Consider the following 24,374-nt stretch of genomic DNA (forward strand, 5'->3'; position numbering starts at 1 on the left):
TGATCGACGCGCGCCNCCAGCTGTCCGACGAGGGGGTGATCTGGTTGCTCACCCCCAAGGCCGGACGGGACGGCCACGTCGCGCCGAGCGACGTGCTGGACGCGGTGCCCACCGCGGGTCTGGTGCAGACCAGCACGCTGAGCGTCGCGCAGGAGTGGTCGGGCCAGCGGCTGGCGGCGCCGAAGTCGCAGCGCGTGCGGCACCGCTGAGGCCGGCGCGCGGGCGTCCGGCGGCCCGTGGGGCCGGGCGCCGTCGAGTCATGCCCGCGTCCGGGCCGGGTCGGGACCTGCGCCGCCCGCGCGCGGCCCCAGGGGAACCTGAGGGAACCGAACCGGGCCAGCCGGGCCCCGCCCCTCTCCCCCTCGCGGNCTCACCGGTACAGCGGCACCTGCTGGCCCTCGACGGCCCCCGGGTAGCGGTCCCAGAGCCGATTGAGTTCGAGCTGGAGGAACAGCGGCCCGAAGCCGATCAGGAACAGCACGAACGCGAGCACCGGGTTCGTCTCCGGCACCCCGGCGGCATGCTGGGCCGTGCGCGTGCGGGTGCCCAGCCGCCAGGCGGCGACGAACGGCGGCACCAGGACCAGCCATCCGACGAGGAACGCCAGCAGGGACAGGGCCGGGTTGACCTGGATACGCCGGTCGTACTCACCCAGCTCCCGGTTCGTCCTGTAAACCCACACGAAGTAGTAGACCCCAAGGGTGATCAGGGGCAGACCCAGCCAGACGGCGAAGGGGTTGCGGTGTTTGCCGAGCACCCCCGCCCCGCCGAAGGAGTCCGGGATGCCGGGCCNCCCGTCCGGGCCGGGCAGGCCGTAGTCCGGGGTCGCGGGGTAGCCTTGCTCGGGCTCGGGGCCGGGCAGNGACTCGCGGAAGGCGTAGATCGGGAAGCCGCCGGTCGAGGTGCCCGGACCGTCGATCGGGTGGGGTTCCTGCGCGGGGTAGCCGTGCGGTTCGGGGTAACCGTGCGGGGTCNCACTCTGATTGGTCAAGGTGGTCCTGCCCTCATCGGTGTCCATACCTGTGGCGCACGCGGAGCACGCACCGTGTTACGCGCATGTCCGGCCGATGGCTCCCGTGTCGATCGGCCAGNCTAGGCCAGTCTGACGTAGGAAACGCGAACACTCGCCGCATCAGTGCCCCGGGAGCGCGAAAGATACCTTCCGCCGGGATCGAATGCGGGTGAACCTTCGTCTAGGCGGTGGCCGAGCGGCGGCCCGAAGCAGATGGATCGACGTCGGTCGGCCGGGGGGACCTTCCTCCTCGGCGTGGGCCGGCCGTCGACCGTGTCCTCGCAGGTCGCGGTCGACGCCCGGGCGGCCGGTGCGGCGAGCGGGGCGGCTCGGCGGGCCTCGGTGTGGGCCATCCGCGGCTGGCCGGCCGGTTTCCTCGCGGTCGGAACTGGCATGCTGGCTTCTGGGACGGCGGACCGATCCGCGGGGGCGCCTGAACCGGTGGGAGCCCTCGCCGGTCCGCTTCGGTTCCCACCCGCCGTTGCGATCATTCGATCTGTGGTGATCCTCCGGATCGGCCCGCGCATCGTCCTCGATGCTCGGTCATCGTGATCGTGTCGTCTGCGATCAGCGTCATTCGTGCAGCCCCATCGTCGTGGAGAGGAAGCGCCCGTGACCGTCGAGGTTGGCTCCGTCGCCCCGGACTTCTCGCTGAAGGACCAGAACAACGAGGTCATCACCCTGTCGGAGTTCCGCGGCAAGCGGAACGTCGTCCTGCTGTTCTACCCGCTGACCTTCACCGGCGTCTGCCAGGGCGAGCTGTGCTCGGTCCGCGACGACCTCGGCTCGTTCCAGAACGACAACGTGNAGGTGCTCGCGGTCTCCGTCGACTCGCCGTTCGCCCACAAGGTCTGGGCCGAGCAGCAGGGCTACGAGTTCCCGCTGCTCGNCGACTTCTGGCCGCACGGCGAGGTCGCGAAGGCGTACGGCATCTTCAACGAGGAGCGCGGCATCTCCGTGCGTGGCACCTTCGTGATCGACAAGGAGGGCGTCGTGCGCTGGAAGGTTGTCAACAACATCCCCGACGCCCGCGATCAGGCCGAGTACCTCAAGGCCCTCGCCGCCCTCTAGGATCTCCCTACGGGAGCCGGCCCGCGTACCTGGGTGGTCGTGGGGCCGGNTCCCGTTGCCGACGGTCCCCCGGGCGCGTCGGCGCTCGACCGGCCGGTCACCCTCCGCCGAACTGGCGCCCGATCGTTCCACGGGGCGTCGCCGCATGCGTAGTCTTAGTCAGCTTCGTCCTTCAGGTCTCCCGGGCGCGTAGCTCAGCGGGAGAGCGCTCGCCTTACAAGCGAGTGGTCGCAGGTTCGATCCCTGCCGCGCCCACGCGTCGGCTCCGCATGCTCGCTGATCCTTGATCAGGCTCGCCGGGGGCCGCGATGTCTGCTGGGGGGCCGAGCCCCCCAAACCCCCCACGGCGGCAGCCGGGGTGCTCGGGCGGGGTGTCGCGCGTCGGCATGCGGCGCGGGGTTCGTCGCATCCATGGCGATTCGAGGCGCGGCGGCTCACTCAGGGGTGCCCGTATCCGTCGNCACGGGGGCCGCGCGGACTACATTGCCGGGCTGTGAAGACCTGCGTGCACGGTGCGGCGGACAGTGGGACTCGCGATCACCGCCGCACGGTGACCAGGCTGGCTGGTCGGCGAGGTCGGAGCCGGAATGCTCGCCGGTGAGCGAGGCGATCTCCGGTCGCCGCAGACTGACCCGGACGGTCGTCAGCATCGCGCTCATGGCCGCCGCCGGCGCGCTGGTCGTCGGCGGCCAGCCCCGGGTGCAGGCCGCGCGTATCGAACGGCCAGCACCGGTCGACATCGGCTCGGTCGAGAACTTCGCGGTGCTCGCCGCGGCAACGGTCACCAACTCCGGTGCCAGCCACATCATCGGCGACCTGGGCGTGAGTCCAGGCACCGCGGTGACCGGGTTCCCCCCAGGCACCCTGGACGGGATGATGCACGGCGGCGATCCGGTCGCCACCCAGGCGCAGGCCGATCTGAACACCGCGTACAACGACGCCGCGGCGCGCACCCCTACCGCCGTCGTCTCCGGCGACCTCGGTGGCCTGACCCTCGCCCCGGGCGTCTACCGCTCGGCCTCTTCGCTCGGCATCGCCGGCACGCTCACCCTCGACGGCCAGGGCCATCCCCACGCGGTCTTCATCTTCCAGATGGGTAGCACGCTCATCACCAGCGCGGACGCCCGCGTGGAGCTCGTCGGCGGAGCCCAGGCGTGCAACGTCTTCTGGCAGGTCGGTAGCTCCGCCACGCTGGCGGCCAACTCGGTGATCGCGGGCGATGTCGCGGCCGACCAGTCGATCACCGTGGCGGCGGGCACCAGCATCAACGGCCGGGCGCTGGCCCGCGGCGCCGCGGTGACCCTCGACGACAACGCGATCACCAGGGCCGACTGCGGCCCCCCGGGCACGCTGGGGATCTCCGCCCCGCCCGGAGCGGTCAGCCTGGGTACCGTGCCCCTGACCAGCGCCCAGGTCTCGGGTCTGCTCGGGACCGTCACGGTCACCGACACCCGGGACATCGACCCCGCCGGGTGGATCACCACCGTCAGCAGTACCGCCTTCGTGTCCGGCCCNAGCAGCATCAGCCCCTCGAACGCCTCCTACAGCCCCGGCGAGGTGACGTTAANGGGTGACGACGTGGCCCCGACGGTGACCAACGACCCGGCACTGTCGGTCGCCCCTGGCGAGATCGTGCGCGCGACCGGCGGAACCGGGCTCAACTCCGCAGCCTGGAACCCCAGGATCACGGTCACCATCCCCGCCGGCGGGATCGTCGCGGGAACCTACAGCGCGACCCTCACCCATGCGGTCGCCTAGCCGGCCGCCCTCGGTCGCCCGAGCCGGCCGGGCCTGGGGGCGGTCAGGCCGGCCCGGGCCCGGCCGGTGGCTTACGCCAGACGGAGACGTGACTCTCGCTGTCCGCCGTGAAAGGGCTGCCGTCCCAGTCGGCGAACCGGTTCTCCAGGTCCAGACCGGCGAGTTGCGCCATGAGGTCGCATTCGGCCGGCCAGATGTACCGGAACTCGCCGGAGCCGTGGCGCACCGTCCCGTCGGCCTCGTGCCAGTAGTGATGGGAGGTGCACTGCTGCGTGGCGGGGTCGTAGGTGTCGAAGACGAGGTGTCGGTCACCGGTGCTGATCGGGACCGCGCACTGGCCGGGAGGCAGGCGCCGTATCGGCGGCACCCACAGCTCAAGGACAAAGCGCCCACCCGGACCGAGATGCCGGGCGGCGTTACGGAAACATGNGACCTGCTCCGCCTGGGTGCGCAGGTTGGAGATGCTGTTCCACACCAGGAAGACGAGGGAGAACTCGCCGGGCACAGTGGCGGTGGCCATGTCGCCGACGACCACGGGCAGGGTCGCCTCATCGGCCTTGCGGCGCAGTCGGGCGACCATCGACGCCGACAGTTCGATGCCGGTCACGGGAACGCCCCGGGCGACGAGCGGGAGGCCGACGCGACCGGTGCCGATCGCGAACTCCAACGCCGCACCCGCACCGGCCAGACGGGCCAGCAGATCGACGGTCGGACCGAGCACCTTCGGCGCGAACTTCTCGGCGGAGATGCTGTCGTAGCGCTCCGCCGTCTCGTCGTCCCACACCGCGCTGCTCGTCACGGCGTCGCAGGCTAACGGACAGAAATCGGCCCCGTCGACACCTTTTCCGTCCTGGCACCTGGCGCAGGATGCCGTGGGCGATCCCGCTTCGCACGAATACGGCGTCCAGGCTCCGACGGCGCTGGGCGGGCCAGGCCCCGGGCCGGGTCGGACCGCTTCAGTCGGTGAGGTGGTTGATCGCACCGCTGTGGACGGCGGTGCAGATCTGGNGCCACACGGCGGCGGGGATCTCGAGGCGATGGCTGCCGAGATAGCCGTAGCGGAGGTGGACGTGCCCGTCCCGCTCGGCGGCGAGGCCGCCGCTGGCGGCCGTCCAGGGAGTCCAGGCGGCGTTCAGCCGATGGAACGCCCCCCGGTCGCCGGCGCGGATCTCCGCCCGCAGGGCGAACCAGATCGCCCTGGGCATCCGAAGATCCGGCTCGGTGCCGGTGGTGTAGCTGATGGCGACGGTCTCGCCGTCGCGGGCGAACGCGACGTCGGGACTGACCGCGGGCCGGCGCCAGGCGAGCTGGTCCGGGGGGCTGGCCATGGTCGCTCCTGCGTAGTGGTCTTCGGTGACCCGTCGGCGCGGGAGGTTCCAGGTTTCTCGCCGACATAGGCAGTCTGTGCACGTGACCGGGTGACCGCCAGATGTGCGCACGACGCGTGCCGTGCCGTGCCGTGCTGTGCGCCGTCGCGGCTGTGGCTGTGGCTGTGGCTGTGCTGTGGCAGTGGCAGCCGACTGCGGCTGTGGCAGCGGGCGGAGGTGGACCCGGGGGCAGGCGAACGGGGAGGAACAGCAACGGGTGAACGAGGACAGGACCGGCGCGGTGGCGCTGGGGCGGCGGATTCGGATCCTGCGCGGCCGCATGAGTCAGGACACGTTGAGCCGGCGGATCGGGTTCCACCGGACCCGGATCTCCAAGGCCNAGAACGGGGAGCTGCCCTCCGCCGATCTGTGCGCCGCGCTCGACGACTACTGGCGGACCGGGGGGGAGATCGCCGCCTGGCAGGCCCGACTCGAGGCGGCCCGCGACGGCGACGGCGCGGCCGGGACCGACCGCAGGCAGGTCTTCGAGTTCTCGGCGGCCGGACTGATCGCCGCGGACACCTATCGGCGGCGAGCGCGCCGCAACCCGGACGCGCTCACCCTGAGTGAACTCGCCGACGAGGTCGACGGTCATGCGGCGGTGTTCACCACCACGCCTCACGCGATTCTCGCGCCGCGGGTGTATCGCACCTGGCAGTCCGCCGAGCGGCTCCTCGACGCGGGCGCCAAGACCAGGGCGCAGGCGAGGCTCACCCAGATCGCCGGCTACTCGGCGTACATGCTGTCGCGGCTGGCGTTCAACCTCGGCGATCAGGCGGCCTCACGGCGCTTCGTCACCCAGGCCGGCGATCATGCCGACCAGATCGACGACCCGGTGCTGGCCGCCGCCATGGCGGCGATGTCCTCCACCCTGGCGTTCTACGGCCACCAGTACACCGAGGCCGTCGAGTTCGCGCGCCGGGCGCCGGACCATCCCTACACCCGGGCCAGGCTCGCCGCCTACGAGGCGCGGGCGCTGGCCGCCCTCGGGGATCCGGGGGGCACCCGGGAGGCGCTGGCCCGGATGCGCCGAGCCGTGATCGACGTCCCGGCCCGGCCCGGAAGCTCGCCGTTCGGGCCGGCGACGGCCGAGTCGTTCACCGCCGGCGTCCTCGCCCGGCTCGGCGCGGGCGACGAGGCGGAGCCGATCGCCCGCGCCGCCGTCGACGCCTTCGAACGCGGCCGGGCCGTCGGCTTCGAGGACCACGGCCACGCCGTCATGGTCCTCGCGACCGCCCTCGTGCGCCGCCCGCGTCCCGATGCCGCCGAGGCGGCCCGGCTCGGGTTGCGGGCCCTGGCGATCCTGGCCGCGAGCCCGACCCAGACGCTCATCAGCCGCGCGGGACGGCTCGCTGCCGATCTCGCCGGGCATGCTCCCCTCCCGGAGGTCGTGGACTTCCGTGAACGGCTCATCGCCGTTACCCGGCCGGCTTTGATGGAGGAATGACCCTTGACATAGCCGAGTCGCTCCCTGCGGTCATGGTGCCGACCGTGCGTACCGAGCGGCTCATCCTGCGCGGGTGGACCGCCGGCGACATCCCCGCCTACACCCGGATGGCGTTGGACCCGCGGATGAGCCGCTACACCGGATCGCCGTCGAGCGAAGGCGCGGTCTGGAACATGTTCGCGTTACAGATCGGGCACTGGGCCCTCAACGGCTTCGGCATGTGGCTCGCGCACGAGCGGGCCACCGGAGAGTTCATCGGGCGCGCCGGCCTCTACCGGGAGTACGGCTGGCCCGGCCTGGAAGCCGCCTGGACCATCCGCCCGCAGCGGTGGGGGGAGGGATTCGCGACCGAGGGCGGTGCCGCGGCGGTCGAGTACGCCTTCACCGGTCTCCGCGCCGACCGGGTCATCTCGATCATTCACCCGGAGAATGCGGCGTCCATCCGGGTCGCGGTCAAGCTCGGCATGACGTTCGCGGAAGCCACCGAGCGCAACGGCCAGCCGCGGCACATCTACGCGATCAGCCGTCCCGACTGGAGGCCGTCCACCGCGGGATCTCGGTGAAGGGATCTCGGTGAAGGGGATCCCGGGGAGCGGGAACTCGGCCGAGCTGTCCGTGTGTACGTGTCTGCGCTATGTGGTCATCCGTGCTGCCCGCGCTGTTGGTTGCGTGTTCAACCTCTGGTCGTCGGTGTGNAGGAGGCTCCGCGAGGAGCGTGAGATCGTCTCCGCCTGCCCGTGACCCGCCCGAGGAGCAACTGCATTGNGTAGACATTCGCGTGGGAAGGTGCGACTCGCCGTCGCCACAGCTCTGGCCGTCGTCGCCGTCGCCACAGTCGGCCTGTTCGGCATGCCGGCAATGGCAGCGGGGCCGGCGGACGTGCGGATCAACGAGGTCGAGTCGAGCGGTGGGTCGCCCGGTGACTGGGTGGAGCTGACGAACATCGGTTCGGCGGCGGTGGACGTCTCCGGCTGGGTCGTCAAGGACAACGACGACTCGCACGTGTTCACCGTGGCGTCGGGAACGTCGCTGGCGCCCGGCGGGCATCTGGTTCTCGACGTCGATCCGGTGTTCGGCCTCGGTAGCGCCGATTCGGTGCGGCTGTACCAGCCGGGTGGCACGACGCTGGTCGATTCCTACACCTGGACCTCGCACGCGTCGACGACCTACGGACGCTGCCCCGACGGCACCGGTGCGTTCACGACGACCACCTCGTCGACGCGCGGCGCGGCAAACGCCTGCCCCGCCACCGCGTGGCCCGGCGGCTCGGCCGTCGCCACCGCCGACGACGCGAACGTGTTCGGCACGAACCTCAGCGGGCTGTCGTTCCAGAGCTCCAGCGTTCTGTGGGCGGTGAAGAACGGTCCCGGCACGCTCTACCGGCTCGTGCCGAACGGCGCGAAGTGGCAGCCCGACACGACCGGCGGCTGGGCCTCGGGCAAGGCGCTGCACTACGCCGGCGGGACCGGCGATCCCGACGCGGAAGGCGTGGTCACCACTCCCGACGGCGTGGTCGTCTCCACCGAACGGGACAACAGCAACAGCGGCACCAGCCTGCTGAAGGTCCTGCGGTACGACGGTTCCTCCACGGCCCCCTCGCTGAACGCGACAGCGGAATGGAACCTCACCGCCGACCTGCCTGCCGTGGCGGCCAACAGCGGGCTCGAGGCCNTCTCGTGGATTCCCGACACGTACCTCACCGCGCACGGGTTCCACGACGAGCACACCAACACCGCCTACGACCCGGGCGCCTATCCCGGTCACGGCAGCGGCCNGTACTTCGTCGGTCTTGAGGCCAACGGCTCCGTCTACGCCTACGCGCTCAACCAGGGCGGCGGTGCCTACACCCGGATCGCCACCGTCGCGAGCGGTTTCCCCGCAGTCATGGACCTCGAGTACGAGCCCGCGACCGGCCACCTGTGGGCCGAGTGNGACGACACCTGCCAGGGCCGCACCGCGACGCTCGACATCAACGCCCAGGGCCGGCTCACCGGTACCGCCGTGTACGCCCGCCCCTCCGGGATGTCCAACTACAACAACGAGGGATTCGCCCTCGCCCCGCAGGACAGCTGCTCGTCCGGGCACAAGCCGGTCGTCTGGTCCGACGACGACAACGACTCCAGCCACGCCCTGCGCACCGGCACCCTGAACTGCACCCCCTGACCTGCATGCTCTGACGTCCCGCCCGGGGTGGGCGGCACCGCTGGTCCGCCCACCCCACCACACCAGGGCGGGCCGGTTGTGGGGCGGTGCGTCTTGTACGGTCCCATNCCGCGGACCGTTCACACCGCACCGCAACCGGCTCCCGGGCACGAGGGGATCTGCGGTCGTCGCCGCAAGAATTCGGCGTCAGTCTCCTTTTTCGGGCTGCGGACATCCGTAAGTCCGGGCTTTCTGCCCAGTCCTGTCGATGGTGCTCTCTGACGCTCGGCCGGGGCCGCGTCCTGAGCCGCGGCTGACCTGCGGCGGGACGGCGGACGCCACCTGGCGGGAAAAACGCCCCGATTTGCCGCCAGGTCGCGGTGGACATGAAACCGTGCGGTAATCGACGATGACCCGACCGCAATGAGACCCGGGCGACGGCTCATCAGCGAGAGGATCTCCGGTGCCGCACNCCGTCGACCCGGAACTCGTAGTCCAGCCGCCCGGCCGAGTCCGCCGGTCCGTGGACCACGACATATGGGGTCGCCATGGAAGTCGACAAGGATCAGTTCGTCCCGATGCGAGACGGCGTTCACCTGGCCGTCGACATCTACCGGCCCGACCAGCTTTCCCGGCACGCGGCCGTACTGATCATCACGCCGTACAAGAAGGATGCCCAGTTCGACATGCCGATCGGCTCCGACGGACGCCGAATGACGGCACTGCCCATCGTGATTCCGCCAGGGGTCAACCCGATGCTCCTNAGCGTCAGNCCAATGGTCGACGCGGGGTTCGTGGTGGCGGTGGCCGACGCCCGTGGAACTGGTTTCTCGGAAGGCAACTACGACTACTACAATCTGGTGGAAGGGCCGTTCGACGGATATGACCTCGTCGAGTGGCTCGCCGAGCAGCCCTGGTGCGACGGAAACGTCGGCATCACCGGGGGATCGGCCGCCGCCATCTCCTGTTACACCACGGCGCTGACCCACCCCCCGCACCTGCGCGCCATGGCCCCGAACATGCACCCGGCCGACTTCTACACCGACCAGTGGCGGATCGGCGGCGTCTTCCGCTACGAGAACCGCATCGGCTGGGCGACGAGCCAGTACGGGAACATCTCCCCGATCGACCCGGGGGACCCGGAGAGTCCGGGCTACGAACGCAGGCGGGCCGTGTACGAAGCACGCTTCGACCAGTGGTACCAGCGCATCGCGGCCGGCCAGAATCCCGCCAACCTCGACTGGCTGACGGAGATGTACCAGCACGACGCCTATGACGACTTCTGGCGGTCCCGTAGTTTCCTGCGCCGGGCGCAGGAGACGGCACTTCCCACGCTGCACAGCGGCGTGTGGTACGACCATTTCGTCCGCGGCACCCTGTCGAGCCATGAGGCATCGGAGGGCCCGAAGCGGCTGTTCGTCGGCCCCGGAAGCCTGGCGATCCGGCCCGAGCTCGGCGACGGCGGCCTGACCGCACTGCAGATCGCGTGGTTCGACCACTTTCTGCGCGGCGCGAAGAACGACGTCCTGGCCGGCCCCCAGGCCCGGCTGTACCTGCTGGGCGACGAGCGCTACGTCGACGTGCCGAGNTGGCCGGTGCCGGCCGTTGCAACCAGGTTCCACCTCGCCTCCTCGGCCGACGGCCCGGTCGGGTCGGGGATCGACGGCGTGCTGCTGGCCGTCCCACGGGCGAGCGACACCTCCAGTCTCCTGAAGCACGACCCGGCCAATCCGAACCGAACGCCACCGGACCCCGCCGACCAGAGGTCCTTCGAGGAAGGCTGCCTGACGTTTTCCTCGGCGGTCCTCGAGGCCGACCTGACGGTCGTCGGCACCCCGCGCCTCGTCCTGCACGCCACGACGGACGCGCCCGACGTCGACTTCTGCGTCCGGCTCTGCGACGTGTTTCCCGACGGCCGGTCGCGGCTGCTCAACACCGGCGCCCTGAAGGGATCGCACGTCGACGGTGACGAGCATNCGACCGCCCTGGTGGCCGGCCAGGTCTACGAGTTCGACATCGAGATCTGNCCCACCGCGAACGTGTTCCGGGCCGGCCATCGGATCCGCGTCGACGTCTCGACCTCCGATTTCCCGTTCTTCGAGGTCAACCAACACCCGTCGAACACGGAGGTCTTCCACGACAGCGGTCGACCGTCCCATCTCCTGCTGCCCGTCGTCGAGTCCCCGTTACCCGCGGCCGGTGCGTGATGACCCGTTTCGGTGTCCACGACCTCACCGTCCAGTTCGGCGGACTGCGGGCGCTCGACCAGGTCTCCTTCGCGGTCGAACCGGCCACGTTCGTCGGNCTCATCGGCCCCAACGGTGCGGGCAAGACGACCTTCATGGATGCCGTCACCGNCTTCACCCCCGCCACCGGAACCGTGACGTTCGAGGGCCACGACCTCAGCAGGGTGCCCGCCCACCGGCGGATCCGGACCGGCATCGGACGCACGTTCCAGACGCTTGAACTGTTCGAGGACCTCACCGTCCGCGAGAACCTGACCGCGGCGGCGGAGAAATCCACCTGGTGGTCGCCGTTGGTGGATCTCGTCCGGCCCCGCCCGTCGAGGGCGGCCGCCGAGGCGGTCGAGGACGCGCTGTCGCGGCTGCGGATCGAGGACCTGGCCGACGTGCTGCCGCCCGACCTGTCCCTCGGGCAGCGCAAGTTCGTCACCGTCGCCCGAGCGCTGGCGCTGCGCCCCCGACTGCTGCTGCTGGACGAGCCGGCCGCGGGACTCGGGACGAGCGAGGCGCTGGCCTTCGCCGCACGGCTGCGGGAACTCGTCGAGGAGGGCCTGACCATCATCATGATCGACCATGACATGGGGATGGTCCTCAAGGTCTGCGACGAGATCCATGTCCTGGACTTCGGCCGGCTCATCNCCAGCGGCGACCCGGAGGCGATTCGGCAGGACCCACGGGTGATCCAGGCGTATCTCGGCGTCGACGACGATCCGGCGGCGGCCGAGGCGGCCGAGGCGGCCGTCGGTCCCGAGAACCGGGCCGGTGCGATGACGGCGGCGATCATCGACTGCGCGGGCCTGACCTCGGGCTACGCCGGCGTCCCGGTCATCCGCGACCTGGACCTCACCGTCGGCGAGGGCGAACTGGTCGCCGTCCTCGGTCCCAACGGCGCCGGCAAGACCACCACCCTGCTGACCATCGCCGGCGTGCTCAGGCCGATCGGCGGGGCGGTTCGCTTCCTCGGCGCCCCCGTCGACGGCGGCCGGCCGGACCGGGTGGCGCGCCGCGGCCTGTGCCTCGTCCCCGACGACCGTTCGGTGTTCTTCGACCTCACCGTGCGCGAGAACATCCGGATGGGCCGGGGCCGGCGCCACGGCGATCCCGTCAGGGTGGTCCTCGACTACTTTCCCGCCCTGGAGAGCCGGCTGCGGATGCGCGCCGGCCTGCTGTCCGGCGGTGAGCAGCAGATGCTGGCGATCGGCCGGGCCATCACGATGCGTCCCAGGGCGCTCATGGTCGACGAGATGAGCCTGGGCCTCGCTCCCGTCATCGTGAAGAAGCTGCTGCCGGTCATGCGGCGGATCGCCGACGACCTCGGCTGCGCCATCCTCATCGTCGAACAGCACGTCGACCTCGCGCTCCAGGTGGTCGACCGGGCCTACGTGTTCAACCACGGGGCCATGGTCCAGGAGGGGCCCGCCGTGGAGCTGAGAGGGCAGCGCGACCTCATCGAGGCGAGCNACCTCGGCGCCCAGGATGCCCCTGATGCCCAGACCGACCAGGCCGACCAGGCCGACCAGGGCGGGGCGGTCCGGTGAGCACCGTCGTTCTCTTCGCCATTCTCGGGCTGGGCTCCGGCGCGGCGTATGCGATCCTCGCCTGCGGCGTCGTCCTGGTGCACCGCGGCTCGGGGACCCTGAGCTTCGCCCAGGGCGCCGTCTGCATGTTCGCCGCCTTCTTCTTCGCCCGCCTCGTCGAGCAGGGAGTGCCCAAGCCGGTGGCGCTCGTCGTGACCCTCCTCGCCGCGGGAGCCTTCGGCGCGGTCTGGCACGCGGCGGTTATGCGGCCCCTTCGCTCCGCCCCGATCCTGGCCAAGGTGATCGTCACGCTGGGCCTGCTCACCGCGCTGGAGGGAGCGGCCAGCCTCTGGTTCGGTGACCAGATCCGCAACGCCCCGAAGGTCCTGCCCACCGGGGACGTGGGGGTCTTCGGCATCCAGTTCGGCCAGGACCGATTATGGCTGCTCGGGATCACCATCGTGATCGCGATCGCCCTCGCCGCCTGGTACAGCGCCACCCTGATCGGTGTCTCGACCCGGGCCGCCGCCGAGAATCCGCGCGGCGCCGCCCTGCTGGGCTTCTCGCCCGATCTCATCGCCGCCACGAACTGGGCCATCGGATGTGCCCTGGCCGGCCTGGCCGGAATACTCATCGCGCCCATCGTCGGCCTGAGCATCGGCGGCCTCACCCTGCTCATTCTTCCGGCTCTGGCCGCGGCTCTTCTGGGTGGATTCCGCTCCTTCGGGCTCACCGCGCTCGCCGGGATTCTGATCGGGTCCGCGCAGTCCGAGATCGGCCGCTACTGGAAGCAGACCGGGGTCACCGACGCGCTGCCGTTCGCGGTCGTCATCGCCGCGGTCGTGCTGACCGGACGGCTGATCCCCGAGCGCGGCACGATTTCCACGGTCCGGCTGCCGCTCGCGCCCCGGNACNGAATCCGCCCACGCTCCGCGGTGGCCCTCGTCGTCGTAGCGGTCGCGGGCCTGGCCCTGCTGAACGGCACCTACCAGTCGGGGCTCACCACCTCCCTCGTCACGATCAGTGCCGCGCTGTCCGTCGTGATCGTCACGGGATTCGTCGGTCAGACCTCGCTGATGCCCATGACGTTCGCCGGCATCGGCGGCCTGCTGACGTCGAAGTTCGCCGAGGACCTGAACGTGCCGTTCNCCTTTCCGCTGGTCCTCGCGGCCGNCTGCATGGTGCCGATCGGGATGGTTCTCGGGCTGCCGGCGCTGCGCGTGCGGGGACTCAACCTGGCGGTCGTCACCATCGGTGCCGCAGTCGCGGTGAACGCGGTGCTCTTCCTCAACCGGAGCTGGACCGGCGGGCAGACCGGCAGCCTCGCACCCTCCCCGTCGATCTTCGGATTCTCGCTCGATCCCTCCCTGCACCGCTTTCGGTTCGGCCTGTTCTGCGTCCTGCTCACCGCCCTGCTCGTCTGGGGTACGGGGAACCTTCGGCGCGGCCCGTCCGGGCTGCGGATGCTGGCCGTGCGCAGCAATGAGCGAGCGGCCACCGCGTCGGGTATCAGCGTGTCGAGCGCGAAACTCCAGGCCTTCGCGGTGTCGGCCGCAGTGGCCGGCGTGTCGGGTTCGCTGCTGTCCTACCAGATCGGCGCCGTCTCCTTCGACCGCTTCGACGTCTTCGGGTCGATCGGGCTGATCGTGCTCGTCTACATCGGCGGCGTGTCGGTCGTCAGCGGTGCCATCTTCGCGGGCCTCGCCGCCGAGGGCGGAGTGTTCTACCTGCTCGTGCAGGACGCGATCGGCTCGGTCGCCCGCTACTACGGCCTGGCCTCCGGCCTGCTTCTGCTGCTGACCATCGTGGCCAATCCGGACGGCGCCGTGATCGCGGCGCGCCGGCAGTGGGCGTGGTGGAGTGCCCGCGGTTCCCGGCCGCACGCCGTCCCCGCCTCCGTCCCCACCCCCGCCCACCGGCCGGCCGAAACGCAGCCCGTCCGCCGGCCCGAGGAGACGACGGCGCCCAGTTCCACACCGCTCTAGCTCCTCACCACGCGATCGTTCATCCTCACGCGTTCTTTGATCCTCACGCGTTCTTTCACCACCATGCGTTCTTTCATCACCATGCGCTCCTCCGGCGAAGGGAAACCTCGTGCAGCCGATCNGGACTCCCATCAGACGAGCGATCGCGGCGGGATTCTCCGCCGTGTGCGTGGCCGCGGCGATGACCAGCTGTGGATCCAGCGGGGGCGGCGGTACCGGTTCGACTNCCGCCGACCACGCGGACACCCTGAAGGGCAAACCGGTTACCGTCGGTCTGATCGTCATGCAGTCGGGCGTGGCGGCGTCCGCGCAGGAGAACCAGTGGGTGGTGGGTACCAGAGCGGCCGCGGCCTATATCAACAATAAGCTCGGCGGTTTTGGTGGACGGCCGTTGAAGATCGATTTATGTGACTCGAAGTCGACCTCGGCCGGTGNCCTGACCTGCGCGAACAAGCTGGCCGCGGACAAGGTCGACTTCGTCTCCGGCTTCGCCCTCGGGATCGGCGCGAACGCGCTGCCGATCTTCGCGAAGGCGGGTATCCCCGTGCACAGCGTGCCGATCTCCCCGCAGGAGTACTCCAGCCCGGACAGTTTCCCCTACGGCGGCGGCTCGTTCACCGAGTACCCGGCCAACGCGGCGTACGCGACCGCGAAGCTGGGCGCGAAGAAGGGCGTGCTCGTCGTGTCGGACCTCGGCGACANCAGCGCGGTGGTGACCTCGATGAACGTGTTCTTCCGCCGGGCCGGGGGCAGCGTGACCGCGATCACCGTCCCCGCCACCACCGCCGACCTCTCGCCGCAGGTGGCCGAGGCGATCAAGGCCAAGCCCGACGCCATCTTCACCGCGCTCAGNGGGGTGCAGGACGCGACGCTCTACGAACAGCTCCAGAAGCAGGGGTTCAGTCCGCGTAACATCATCGCCCAGGCCTCGGCCGTGGACGTTCCCAACTTCTTCGCCAAGGTCTCGCCGAAGACCGNGGTCGAGGGCTCGCTGTACGGCGACATCTTCGTCAGCTTCGACGACACCNCGCAGCCGGACGTCNCCACCTACCGCACGGCGATGAAGACGTACGAAAAGGACGATGGTCGCACCGTGCTCGGCCAGTGGTCGTTCTCCACGATCATGACGAACTACGCCATCGGGAAGAAGCAGGGATTCGCCACCTTCTCCGGCGCGTCGCTCATCAAGGCGCTGAACACCGAGACCGTCCCGGTGTTCATGTCGTACCAGTACAACCGAGCGGCCGCGCCGAAGGGCNCACCGGCCGTGGGCAACCCGTACGTGGTGTTCGTGCGCTACCAGGGCGGCAAGGTGGTCAACCAGCCCGGCGGCTGGGTCAACGGCGTCACCGGCGCGGCCGCTGNCTTCGACCCGTCGATCACGACGGGCTGACCTCGGGCGGGCGATGAGTGCGCCGGCTGGTCAGCGGGCCGTTCCCCGAGAGTAGAGCAGGGCGTTCGGAGAACCGTTGCCGACGTTGGTCAGGACGCCGGGGACGGCGGCGGTCACGAGGGCGGTGCGGACCCGGTCGGGGCCGGCGTCGGGGTGCGTCTCCAGGTACAGGGCGGCGGCTCCGGTGACGTGCGGGGCCGCCATGGACGTGCCACTGATGGTGTTGGTGGCGGTGTCGGAGGCGCTCCAGTCGGACGTGACGTCGGTGCCGGGGGCGAACAGGTCCACGCACGTGCCGAAGTTGGAGTACGAGGTGTCGCGGCTGTCCTCGGTGGTCGTCGCGCCGACGGTGATGGCGCGGGGGAGCCGGGCGGGGGAGAAGTCGCAGGCGTCGCTGCCGCCGTTGCCGGCCGAGACGGAGTAGGTCAGGCCCGCGTTGATGGACTGGCGGACCGCCGAGTCCAGCGCCCGGGACGCGTCGCCCTCCAGGCTCACGTTCACCACGGCGGGGCTGGCGTGGTGCGCGGTGATCCAGTCGATGCCGGCGATGACGCCGCTCACCGTGCCGAAGCCGTCGCAGTCCAGCACCCGGACCGCGACCAGGCGGACCGACTTGGCGATGCCGTAGGTCGATCCGCCGACGGTCCCGGCGACGTGGGTGCCGTGGCCGTTGCAGTCGTCGGTGCCGTGTCCGTCGTCGATGGACGAGAAGCCGCTTGAGGCGCGGCCGCCGAAGTCCTTGTGGCTGGTCCGGATGCCGGTGTCGACGATGTACGCGGTGACGCGGGCGCCGGTCGAGTCGTAGACGTACTTGTGATCCAGCGGGCGTTCACGCTGGTCGACCCGGTCCAGCCCCCAGTCGGGCCGCCGCTGCGTGATGTCGGCATGGACCACCTTGTCGGCCTCGACGTAGTCGACGTCGGGGTCGGCGCGCACGGTGTTGAGCTGCTGAGTGTTGAGGCGTGCGACGTAGCCGTTCACACTCTGCCGGAATTCCCGGTCGACCCGCACGCCGATACCCCGGGCTCGGCCCACGGCGGGCGCCGGGGCGTTGGGCTGCGCGGTGGGTTTCAGTACGACGATGTACTGGCCGGCGGGGTCGGGTGGGGCCGCGAAGGCGGCGTTCATCGCGGCCGTCTGCGCTCCGACGACAGCGGTGATGAGCCCGCCGATCGCCGCGAATCGAAAAAGGCTGTTTCTCATTGCTTTCACTCCTCCGGGCCGCGCCGGATCGGCGCGCCGGTCGCGGGGCGGGCGTGTCGGGAGGCGGGTCAGCCGAGCCCGAGGCCGCGCGCGACCGTCAACTGGATCTGGTTGGTCTGCCGGATCCGCTCCAGCGCCCTGCGATGGGTGGCGAGATCGGGGCGTTGAAGCTCCGACTCGACGCTGAACCAGACGCCGACCAGATTGGTCTGTTTCTTGCAGGCGATGTCGGTCGCCGCCACGGCGGTTTCCGTCGCCGACACCGGGCCCGTGCGGAACCGTGGATCGGCGGCGGCGTCCAGGGGCGACGAGTAGTACAGGGCGTGCGTCCGCATGCAGGCGGACCAGGCGCGCAGGACCGCCCGCACGCGCTCGTCGCGGCCGGAGGCGAAATAGCTGCTCTGGGAGAGCCGCTGCGCCAGGTCCGGGTCCGTCCCGGCGGGTGCGGTGGCGTGCAACCGGCGCTTCGCCTCACCGACACAGCCGCCGGCCGGGACGGGTCGCCCGTCGACGGCGCCTGGATGCCGGCCGGTGAGGATGTCGAGCGTCCTGGGATCCGGTGCCGTCGCCGCTCCCGCGGACGCCGGGGTTGCGTCGCCCGGTCGAGGCTTCGACACGCGATATCCGGCCGTCGCGGCCAGTGCGGCGTCGGTGATGCCGTAGCGCCGTTCGTTCAGGGTGGCCGGCACGTCCGCAGTGGCGGCCCGCGGTCGCGGATCGGGCACCCCGAAGCGGCGGGTGCACTGGGCGAGCAGCACCCGGTACGCCTGGGCGACCGACACCGACTCGCGCGGGCTGAGCAGGTAGGGGTCGAGGGGAAGGCGCAGCGATGCGCCGTCGAGAAGCGACGGCGGCCGGGCCGCCGCGACGGCGGCCGGGGCGGTGGAGGCGGTGCTCCCGCAGCCGGCGACGAGGGCCGCGAGGAGGGCCGCGGCGAGGGCCGGGGCGAGAGGCGCGGCGAGGGCCGGGGTCGTCGCCGACGCGCGCCGGGAGGCAGGATCGCCCCGTCCGGGGGCGGACCGCCGGCGGGGGGCGTGGAGCCGGCCGAAACGGCCCGCCTGGTGGGGCATCGGTCTCCTGTCGGTCACCGCGGCCGCAACGACCGACACGGCCGATCACGGCCGATCAGGGCCGATCCTGATCGTCCGGGTGGGGACGGGACCGGCCCTGAAAACGGCGCGTCGTCGGTGGGAGCGGTTAAGCGGTCAGCGGTTGGATCGGTTTTCGAGCGGGATCAGACCCAGATGAAGGACTCGACGTTGTTGATGAACGTGGGGGTGAAGTTGCCGCCGCTGCTGGGGGCGATGGTGCCCGCGGTGCCCGTGCTGTTCACACCGGTGTAGACGCGGGCGGTGAGGTGCTGGTCGTAGTTCCAGGCGGATTCCGAGTTGTTTCCGACCCGGGCACCCTGTCCGGCACCGGGCGAGCTGAAGGTGTTGTTGTTGAGGTCGTTGTCCGAGTAGAAGAAGTCCGCGTGGCTGCCCCCGTAGCTCTGGAGGTACCACAGGCACAGATCGCCGTCGCCGTTGCTGTACAGGTTGCAGGCGCCGTCGAGGTGCTGCGCGCTGATGCCGTGGCTGTTGCGGCCGGCCTTGGTCGTCGCGGCGGCGGCGGCGAAACCCGAGCTGCTCGTGGGCGCCGGGGCGCTGGTCCCCGACGTGGTGGCCGATCCACCGCCGCCGGCGGCGGCGAGGGCGGGCTGTCCGACGGAGACGATGCCGGCGACGGCCACTCCGCCAACGGCGACGGCGAGGCTCCGGCGAAGGGAGGTCCTGTTCATGTCCATGCTCCTTGCGTTGATGAGAAAATGCTTGGGCGTCGCTCCCGCAACGACGTCACGGTTTGCCCCGACCGTCCTTCCGGGCACGCCAGCCGAATCGCCCGCGCGGCACGTTCATCGTGGTCTCCTGGTGTCCCGTCGGGTCTGGTCGAGACCGGATGAAAGTTGCCTCAACAATGAGGCCGCATCGCTGGACCTGTTTTCGGCGAGAAAGCGACCGCCTGGTTAGGAACAATTCTGGGTGCGGATTGAAAGTATGGCGCCGGGTCGACGGTGTCCAGGATGCCGCCGTACGCGTGTCGAGCCGCAGCCGCGGGTTGTCGGGTGGCGCATGTCCGGTCTAATCCGGGAAATTCCGGCCCCTTTTCCCGTGGCATCGGGCGTATCCGGGTGGCGGCCGGGGCGGGGACGGTGGCGGTGACGGATACCCGACACCGCCGGCCGTGGGGAGTGCCATCAAACGGACTCCGGCCGTCCGCCTTTCCGGCGCGCCGGAGCGCCTCGTTTCACCGATCGGCGGCCGGCGGGCGTCCTGCACCGTCTCGGGGCCGGCCTTCCGCTGCCCCAAAGCCCTGACCAGACGATCCGTGAAGCCGTCGACGTGTGGCGCGCCGTCCCGCGCGCTCTCGTGAGACGGACCGCCGCCGCGGCACACCCGCCGACGCGGGCACATCCGGCGCGCCCACGGCCGTCGGGGATCGGGCACCGAAGGCCGGGTGACTCGGACCGACGGCGCCCGTCCGCGGCATTCCGCCCGCGCACCGGCCCTGCCGCTGCGTGATGGGCCCTGCCGCGGTGTGGCGGGTCTGCCGTGTGGCGGGTCTGCCGTGTGGCGGGCTCCGGGCAGAGGCGGGCTCCGCGGTGTGGTGCGCCCTGGGAAGTGGCGGGTGAAACCGGCGTCGGTGAAGGAGGGTCGTCCGAACAGGACGGATGCGGGCGTCGTTCGAACGACTATTCGGCGCGGCTCCCGCGCGCCACCGAAGATCGTCGTTCTTTGGCTATCGGAATAGTTGAGAACATCTTGTCTGACTCTTTGCGTGGTTTATAATTTTCCGCGGTCATCCCTGACAACGATGAGAGCGGTGGCGACATGGGCGAGCGTGCTGGCGATCAGTTGGTCGAGATCCGGTTGTGCGGGCGNCCGACCCGGTCCGGAAAACCGTGCCGGATGCGTCTCTATGGGCCCGAGATCGCCTGTCGTACGCACCTCACCGAGCACGAGCGCGACGTCGCCGAGGCGTACCAGCGGGGGATGGGCGACGGTCATCGCCGCGGCTGGGAAAACGGTCAGGAAATTGGAAAGCAGCAGGTCGAGCGGCTTCAGCGGCGAATCCGGGAGCTCGAAGGACTGCTCGGTCGCGGGCCGCTGCGCGTTGAGGCCGGCGCCGAACGGAGCATCGAGGTCGACCGGTAGCGGCGTCACCGGGCGCCTCGACGAGTGGCCGGCCGGAACCGGCACGTGATCGATCCGCCGGGTCCGGCCGGCAACCACCGCTGGGCGCGGCCGCCGGCCTCCGAGAGGTCGCCGGTTCCGACGGCGCCGGCGGTGTGGCGCGCCCGATCGGTCCGTTACCTGGGTAGTTGCGTCCTTCGGGTGATTCGTTGGCGTTGACAGAGGCCGGGCGCGAACCGCATACTCCGATCGCTTGTGTGAGGAAGCCGGTGGGAATCCGGCGCGGTCGCGCCACTGTGACCGGTCTGCCTGTCCGTGTGGGCGGCGGTACCGGGAGTCAGACCCGAGCACAGGTTGTCCGAACAACCGGGACGCACGATCCCTGAGGGGGCTTCCATGACCACACCCGTTGCCCAACCCACACCCGTCGCCCAGCCACGACAGCGATCCATCTCCCTGCCGTTGTCCGCGCGCCGGGCGGCGCTCGGGCTCACCGCGCTGCTGTCGCTGCTGCTGCTGTACTTCATCGGTGTCGACCAGGGCGCCACGTCGTTGTTCGGCTCGGATACCCACATTCACGAGTTCGTCCACGACGCGCGCCACTTCCTCGGGTTCCCCTGCCACTGAGCGGGGGCGGGGAGATGGAGTTCCGCTACATCTACCGCGGTCTGGGGGTCGGCCTGCTCGGCGGGCTGCTGGCGTTCGTCTTCGCCCGCATCTTCGCCGAGCCCCTCATCCAGGACGCGATCGACTACGAGGACGGGCGNCACGAGGCCCAGGAGGCGCTGGACGCCGCGGCCGGCCTCGCCGCCGGCGCCCACGACCACGAGGTCTTCAGCCGCTCGGTGCAGCGCAACCTGGGCATCGGCGTCGGGATGGCGCTGTTCGGGCTGGCGGTGGGCGGCCTGTTCGTCGTCGTCTACCTGGTCGTCTCGCGCCGCTACCCGAACATCCGGCCGAGGGTGCTGGCCGCGCTGCTCGCCGGCGCCGGCTTCGTCGGTCTCTACCTCATCCCGTTCGCGAAGTACCCGGCGAATCCGCCGGCGATCGGGCACGAGGAGACGATCGGTGCCCGCAGCGCCCTGTACGTGACGATGGTCGCGGTCTCGGTGGTCGCGCTGGGGCTCGCGGTCGTGGTCGGCCGGTGGCTGGCGGGTCGGGTCGGCACCTGGAACGCGAGCCTGCTCGCGGGGGTCGTGTTCCTGGTGCTCGTCGGCGTCGCGATGGCCCTGCTGCCCGCCTACGGCCATCTCGGTGCCAACCGGGCGGAGTTCGGTGATTTCGCCACCGAGACCCCGCAGCCACTCACGGCCCCGAACGGCACGATCGTCTACCCGGGCTTCCCGGCCGATGTGCTGTTCCGGTTCCGGTTCTACTCGGTGGTCAGCCAGCTCGTGCTCTGGGCGACGATCGCACTCGCGTTCGGTCAGCTCGCCGAACGCCTCGCCGTCGCGCCGGCCCGCCGCCAGCCGCGGACCGCCGCGTCCGTGGTCGACCGACCGGCGGCCGCACCGAGCACCGCCGCCGCACCGACCACCGCCGGCTGAGCCCTGGCCCGTTCCCGGACGCCGGCTGTTTCCCCGGCGGCCGGGAGCGGGGAACACGACGGGGAGGACGGGGGCGCGGATGATCGACCACGAGGTGCGGGTCCACCGCAGCACGCAGCGGTTGGCGCCGCCGGACCAGCTTGCCTGGAAGATCGCCGCGGTGGCGGCAGACCCGGTGGAGGTGGTGCCCGAGGTCGCGGCGATGGTCGTCAACCGGGTGATCGACAATGCCGGGGTCGCGGCGGCGTCGCTGCGCCGTCCGCCGGTGGCCGCCGCCCGCGATCAGGCGATGCGCCATCCGCCCGCGCCGGGACGGACCGGCTCGACGGTGTTCGGCCTGCCGCCGCGGGTGCGGGTGTCGCCGGAGTGGGCGGCGTGGGCGAACGGCGTCGCGGTGCGGGAGCTGGACTTCCACGACACGTTCCTCGCCGCCGACTACTCCCATCCCGGTGACAACATCCCGCCGATCCTCGCCGTCGCGCAGCACCTCGGTCTCGGCGGCCGGGACCTCGTCCGGGGGATCGTCACCGGCTACGAGATCCAGGTCGCCCTGGTCCGTGGGATCTGCCTGCACCGGCACCGGATCGACCACATNGCGCACCTCGGCCCGTCGGCCGCGGCCGGTCTCGGGTCGCTGCTCGGCCTGTCCACCGAGGTCGTCTACCAGAGCGTGCAGCAGGCGCTGCACACGACGACGACGACCCGACAGTCCCGCAAGGGGCAGATCTCGAGCTGGAAGGCGTACGCGCCGGCCTTCGCCGGCAAGCTCGCCGTCGAGGCGGTCGACCGGGCGATGCGCGGGCAGGGCGCGCCGTCACCGGCGTACGAGGGCGCGGACGGGTTCGTGGCCTGGCTGCTCGACGGACCGGCCGCCCGTTACGTCGTGTCGCTGCCCGGGCCGGGCGAGGCCAGGCGCGCCATCCTCGACACCTACACCAAGGAGCACTCCGCCGAATACCAGAGCCAGGCGCTCATCGATCTGGCCCGCCGGCTCGGCCCCCGCCTCGGTGACCTGTCCCGGATCAGGAAGATCACGATTCACACCAGTCACCACACCCACCAGGTGATCGGCTCGGGCGCGGGTGACCCGGAGAAGTACTCGCCGTCGGCCAGCCGGGAGACGCTCGACCACTCGATTCCGTACATCGTCGCGGTGGCGTTGCAGGACGGCGACTGGCACCACGAGCGGTCCTACACCCCCGAGCGGGCGGCGCGGCCCGACACCGTCGCGCTGTGGCAGAAGATCGTCACCGTCGAGGACGAGGAGTGGACACGCCGCTATCATGCGGCCGATCCGGCGGAGCGGGCGTTCGGCGGTCGGGTCGTGGTCGAGCGGGACGACGGCGTCACCGTGACCGACGAGATCGCCGTCGCCGACGCCCACCCGCTCGGCGCGCGGCCGTTCGGGCGGGCGGAGTACCTCGCGAAGTTCCGTCGGCTGACCGAGGGCGTGGTGTCCACCGAGGAGCAGGACCGCTTCCTCGACGTCGCCGTCCGCCTCCCCGATCTCGCCCCGGCCGAGCTCGGCGGGCTCACCCTGGTGCCCGAGCGGGCGGCGGCGGTCGGCGAGACGGCGGGGATCTTCTGATGCTGCACGCCCGCACCCCACCCCACGCCCGCCGGGCCGCGCTGCGCGCCGCGCTGGCGTCGGGCCGGCTGCTGCGTTTCCCCGGGGCGTTCAACCCGCTGACCGCCGTCCTCATCACCGAGCTGGGTTTCGACGGGGTCTACGTCTCGGGCGCGGTGCTGGCCGCGGACCTGGCCCTGCCCGACATCGGCCTGACCACGCTCACCGAGGTCGCCGGCCGGGCCGGGCAGATCGCCCGGGTCACCGACCTGCCGACGCTCGTCGACGCCGACACCGGCTTCGGCGAGCCGATGAACGTCGCCCGCAGCGTCCAGATCCTCGAGGACGCCGGGCTCGCGGGCTGCCACCTCGAGGACCAGGTCAACCCGAAACGCTGCGGCCACCTCGACGGCAAGACGGTCGTGCCGGTCGAGGAGATGGTCCGCCGCATCCACGCCGCCGTCGCCGCCCGCCGCGACCCGAACTTCGTCCTGTGCGCCCGCACCGACGCCCGCGGCGTCGAGGGCCTCGACGCCGCGATCGAGCGGGCCCGCGCCTACCGCGACGCCGGCGCCGACATGATCTTCCCCGAGGGGTTGGCGGACGCCGCCGAGTTCGCCGCCGTCCGCGCGGCCGTGGACGTGCCGATCCTCGCGAACATGACCGAGTTCGGCAAGAGCGAGCTGCTCACCGCCGCCACGTTGGCATCGGTCGGGGTCAACGTCGTCATCTACCCGGTCACCCTGCTACGCCTCGCCATGCGCGCCACCGAGGACGGCCTGCGTCGTCTCGCCGCCGACGGCACCCAGACCGAGCTCCTCGACCGGATGCAACATCGATCCCGGCTCTACGAACTGCTCGACTACGCCGCGTACAACACCTTCGACGACAGCATCTTCACCTACCGTGTTCCGGGACCGCCCGAAAGCGGATGACGCCGGCCGGCCGG

At 71.0% G+C, this 24,374-nt stretch carries 11 protein-coding genes, 1 tRNA gene, 13 pseudogenes and 1 riboswitch; of the genes and pseudogenes, 19 read left to right on the forward strand and 6 right to left on the reverse strand.

The window, feature by feature from the left end; genetic code table 11:
- Positions 1-16 precede the first annotated feature (16 nt).
- A pseudogene (locus UK94_RS35600) lies at positions 17-209 on the forward strand (DUF3052 family protein); the annotation flags it as partial.
- Between the two features lie 161 nt (positions 210-370).
- On the opposite strand, the gene UK94_RS35605 reads toward UK94_RS35600, so the two are convergent.
- Entirely contained in the window at positions 371-757 is a 387-nt protein-coding gene (locus UK94_RS35605) for a DUF4234 domain-containing protein (RefSeq protein WP_268761176.1), read from the reverse strand.
- Positions 758-1,624: 867 nt separating this feature from the next.
- Between UK94_RS35605 and UK94_RS35610 the strand changes: the two genes are divergently transcribed.
- From UK94_RS35610 to UK94_RS00645, 4 genes and pseudogenes are all read left to right on the forward strand, one after another.
- The coding region (locus UK94_RS35610; RefSeq protein WP_235486004.1) for a redoxin domain-containing protein at positions 1,625-1,819 on the forward strand (195 nt) is incomplete at its 3' end.
- Between the two features lies 1 nt (position 1,820).
- A pseudogene (locus tag UK94_RS35615) lies at positions 1,821-1,901 on the forward strand (peroxiredoxin); the annotation flags it as partial.
- A gap of 1 nt (position 1,902) precedes the next feature.
- Positions 1,903-2,083, forward strand: a pseudogene (locus tag UK94_RS35620) (redoxin domain-containing protein); the annotation flags it as partial.
- 183 nt (positions 2,084-2,266) lie between these two features.
- Positions 2,267-2,338, forward strand: a tRNA-Val gene (locus tag UK94_RS00645).
- A 1,546-nt stretch (positions 2,339-3,884) separates the two neighbouring features.
- Here the strand turns inward: UK94_RS00645 and UK94_RS72485 are convergent.
- Together UK94_RS72485 and UK94_RS75660 are read right to left on the reverse strand one after the other, a co-directional pair.
- Positions 3,885-4,270: pseudogene (locus tag UK94_RS72485) on the reverse strand (SAM-dependent methyltransferase); the annotation flags it as partial.
- Between the two features lies 1 nt (position 4,271).
- Positions 4,272-4,823 (reverse strand): annotated as a pseudogene (locus tag UK94_RS75660) (class I SAM-dependent methyltransferase); the annotation flags it as partial.
- 1,828 nt (positions 4,824-6,651) lie between these two features.
- On the opposite strand from UK94_RS75660, the gene UK94_RS00670 reads away from it, so the two are divergent.
- The 8 genes and pseudogenes from UK94_RS00670 to UK94_RS35650 form a co-directional block, all read left to right on the forward strand.
- Positions 6,652-7,218, forward strand: a complete 567-nt coding sequence (locus UK94_RS00670; RefSeq protein ID WP_011606151.1) for a GNAT family N-acetyltransferase — start codon at positions 6,652-6,654, stop codon at positions 7,216-7,218.
- 203 nt (positions 7,219-7,421) lie between these two features.
- A pseudogene (locus tag UK94_RS35630) lies at positions 7,422-8,326 on the forward strand (lamin tail domain-containing protein); the annotation flags it as partial.
- A gap of 2,060 nt (positions 8,327-10,386) precedes the next feature.
- A pseudogene (locus UK94_RS35635) lies at positions 10,387-10,773 on the forward strand (CocE/NonD family hydrolase C-terminal non-catalytic domain-containing protein); the annotation flags it as partial.
- A gap of 230 nt (positions 10,774-11,003) precedes the next feature.
- Positions 11,004-11,101: pseudogene (locus UK94_RS72495) on the forward strand (ABC transporter ATP-binding protein); the annotation flags it as partial.
- A gap of 1 nt (position 11,102) precedes the next feature.
- A pseudogene (locus UK94_RS35640) lies at positions 11,103-11,154 on the forward strand (hypothetical protein); the annotation flags it as partial.
- A gap of 1 nt (position 11,155) precedes the next feature.
- A pseudogene (locus tag UK94_RS00685) lies at positions 11,156-11,678 on the forward strand (ATP-binding cassette domain-containing protein); the annotation flags it as partial.
- A 1-nt stretch (position 11,679) separates the two neighbouring features.
- A pseudogene (locus UK94_RS00690) lies at positions 11,680-12,500 on the forward strand (ATP-binding cassette domain-containing protein); the annotation flags it as partial.
- A 74-nt stretch (positions 12,501-12,574) separates the two neighbouring features.
- Positions 12,575-13,471 (forward strand): branched-chain amino acid ABC transporter permease (locus UK94_RS35650; protein ID WP_235486006.1); only part of this gene is annotated, 897 nt, incomplete at its 3' end.
- A 2,494-nt stretch (positions 13,472-15,965) separates the two neighbouring features.
- Here the strand turns inward: UK94_RS35650 and UK94_RS00705 are convergent.
- From UK94_RS00705 to UK94_RS00715, 3 genes are all read right to left on the reverse strand, one after another.
- Positions 15,966-17,138 (reverse strand): S8 family peptidase, encoded by a 1,173-nt coding sequence (locus UK94_RS00705; RefSeq protein ID WP_041939617.1) that lies wholly within the window; start codon positions 17,136-17,138, stop codon positions 15,966-15,968.
- A gap of 68 nt (positions 17,139-17,206) precedes the next feature.
- Positions 17,207-18,208 (reverse strand): hypothetical protein, encoded by a 1,002-nt coding sequence (locus tag UK94_RS00710; RefSeq protein WP_050997430.1) that lies wholly within the window; start codon positions 18,206-18,208, stop codon positions 17,207-17,209.
- Between the two features lie 164 nt (positions 18,209-18,372).
- Complete coding sequence (locus UK94_RS00715) at positions 18,373-18,918, reverse strand: peptidase inhibitor family I36 protein (protein WP_041939616.1); 546 nt, start codon at positions 18,916-18,918, stop codon at positions 18,373-18,375.
- Between the two features lie 1,654 nt (positions 18,919-20,572).
- Positions 20,573-20,654: riboswitch (cobalamin riboswitch) on the forward strand.
- Positions 20,655-20,707: 53 nt separating this feature from the next.
- Between UK94_RS00715 and UK94_RS00725 the strand changes: the two genes are divergently transcribed.
- From UK94_RS00725 to prpB, 6 genes and pseudogenes are all read left to right on the forward strand, one after another.
- Positions 20,708-20,938 (forward strand): CbtB-domain containing protein, encoded by a 231-nt coding sequence (locus tag UK94_RS00725; protein ID WP_041939614.1) that lies wholly within the window; start codon positions 20,708-20,710, stop codon positions 20,936-20,938.
- Between the two features lie 14 nt (positions 20,939-20,952).
- The coding region (locus tag UK94_RS35655; RefSeq protein ID WP_235486154.1) for a CbtA family protein at positions 20,953-21,077 on the forward strand (125 nt) is incomplete at its 3' end.
- Between the two features lies 1 nt (position 21,078).
- Positions 21,079-21,858 (forward strand): annotated as a pseudogene (locus UK94_RS00730) (CbtA family protein); the annotation flags it as partial.
- Positions 21,859-21,937: 79 nt separating this feature from the next.
- Positions 21,938-22,452: MmgE/PrpD family protein (locus tag UK94_RS35660; RefSeq protein WP_235486009.1), on the forward strand; the 515-nt coding region annotated here is incomplete at its 3' end.
- 1 nt (position 22,453) lies between these two features.
- Positions 22,454-23,446, forward strand: a pseudogene (locus tag UK94_RS00735) (MmgE/PrpD family protein); the annotation flags it as partial.
- On the forward strand, positions 23,446-24,360 hold the full coding sequence (gene prpB / locus UK94_RS00740; protein WP_055748274.1) for a methylisocitrate lyase: 915 nt from the start codon (positions 23,446-23,448) through the stop codon (positions 24,358-24,360). The pseudogene UK94_RS00735 and the gene prpB, both read left to right, overlap by 1 nt.
- Positions 24,361-24,374: the final 14 nt, after the last annotated feature.

Source organism: Frankia sp. AvcI1 (genome assembly GCF_001420875.1).
Taxonomy (GTDB): Bacteria; Actinomycetota; Actinomycetes; order Frankiales; family Frankiaceae; genus Frankia; species Frankia alni.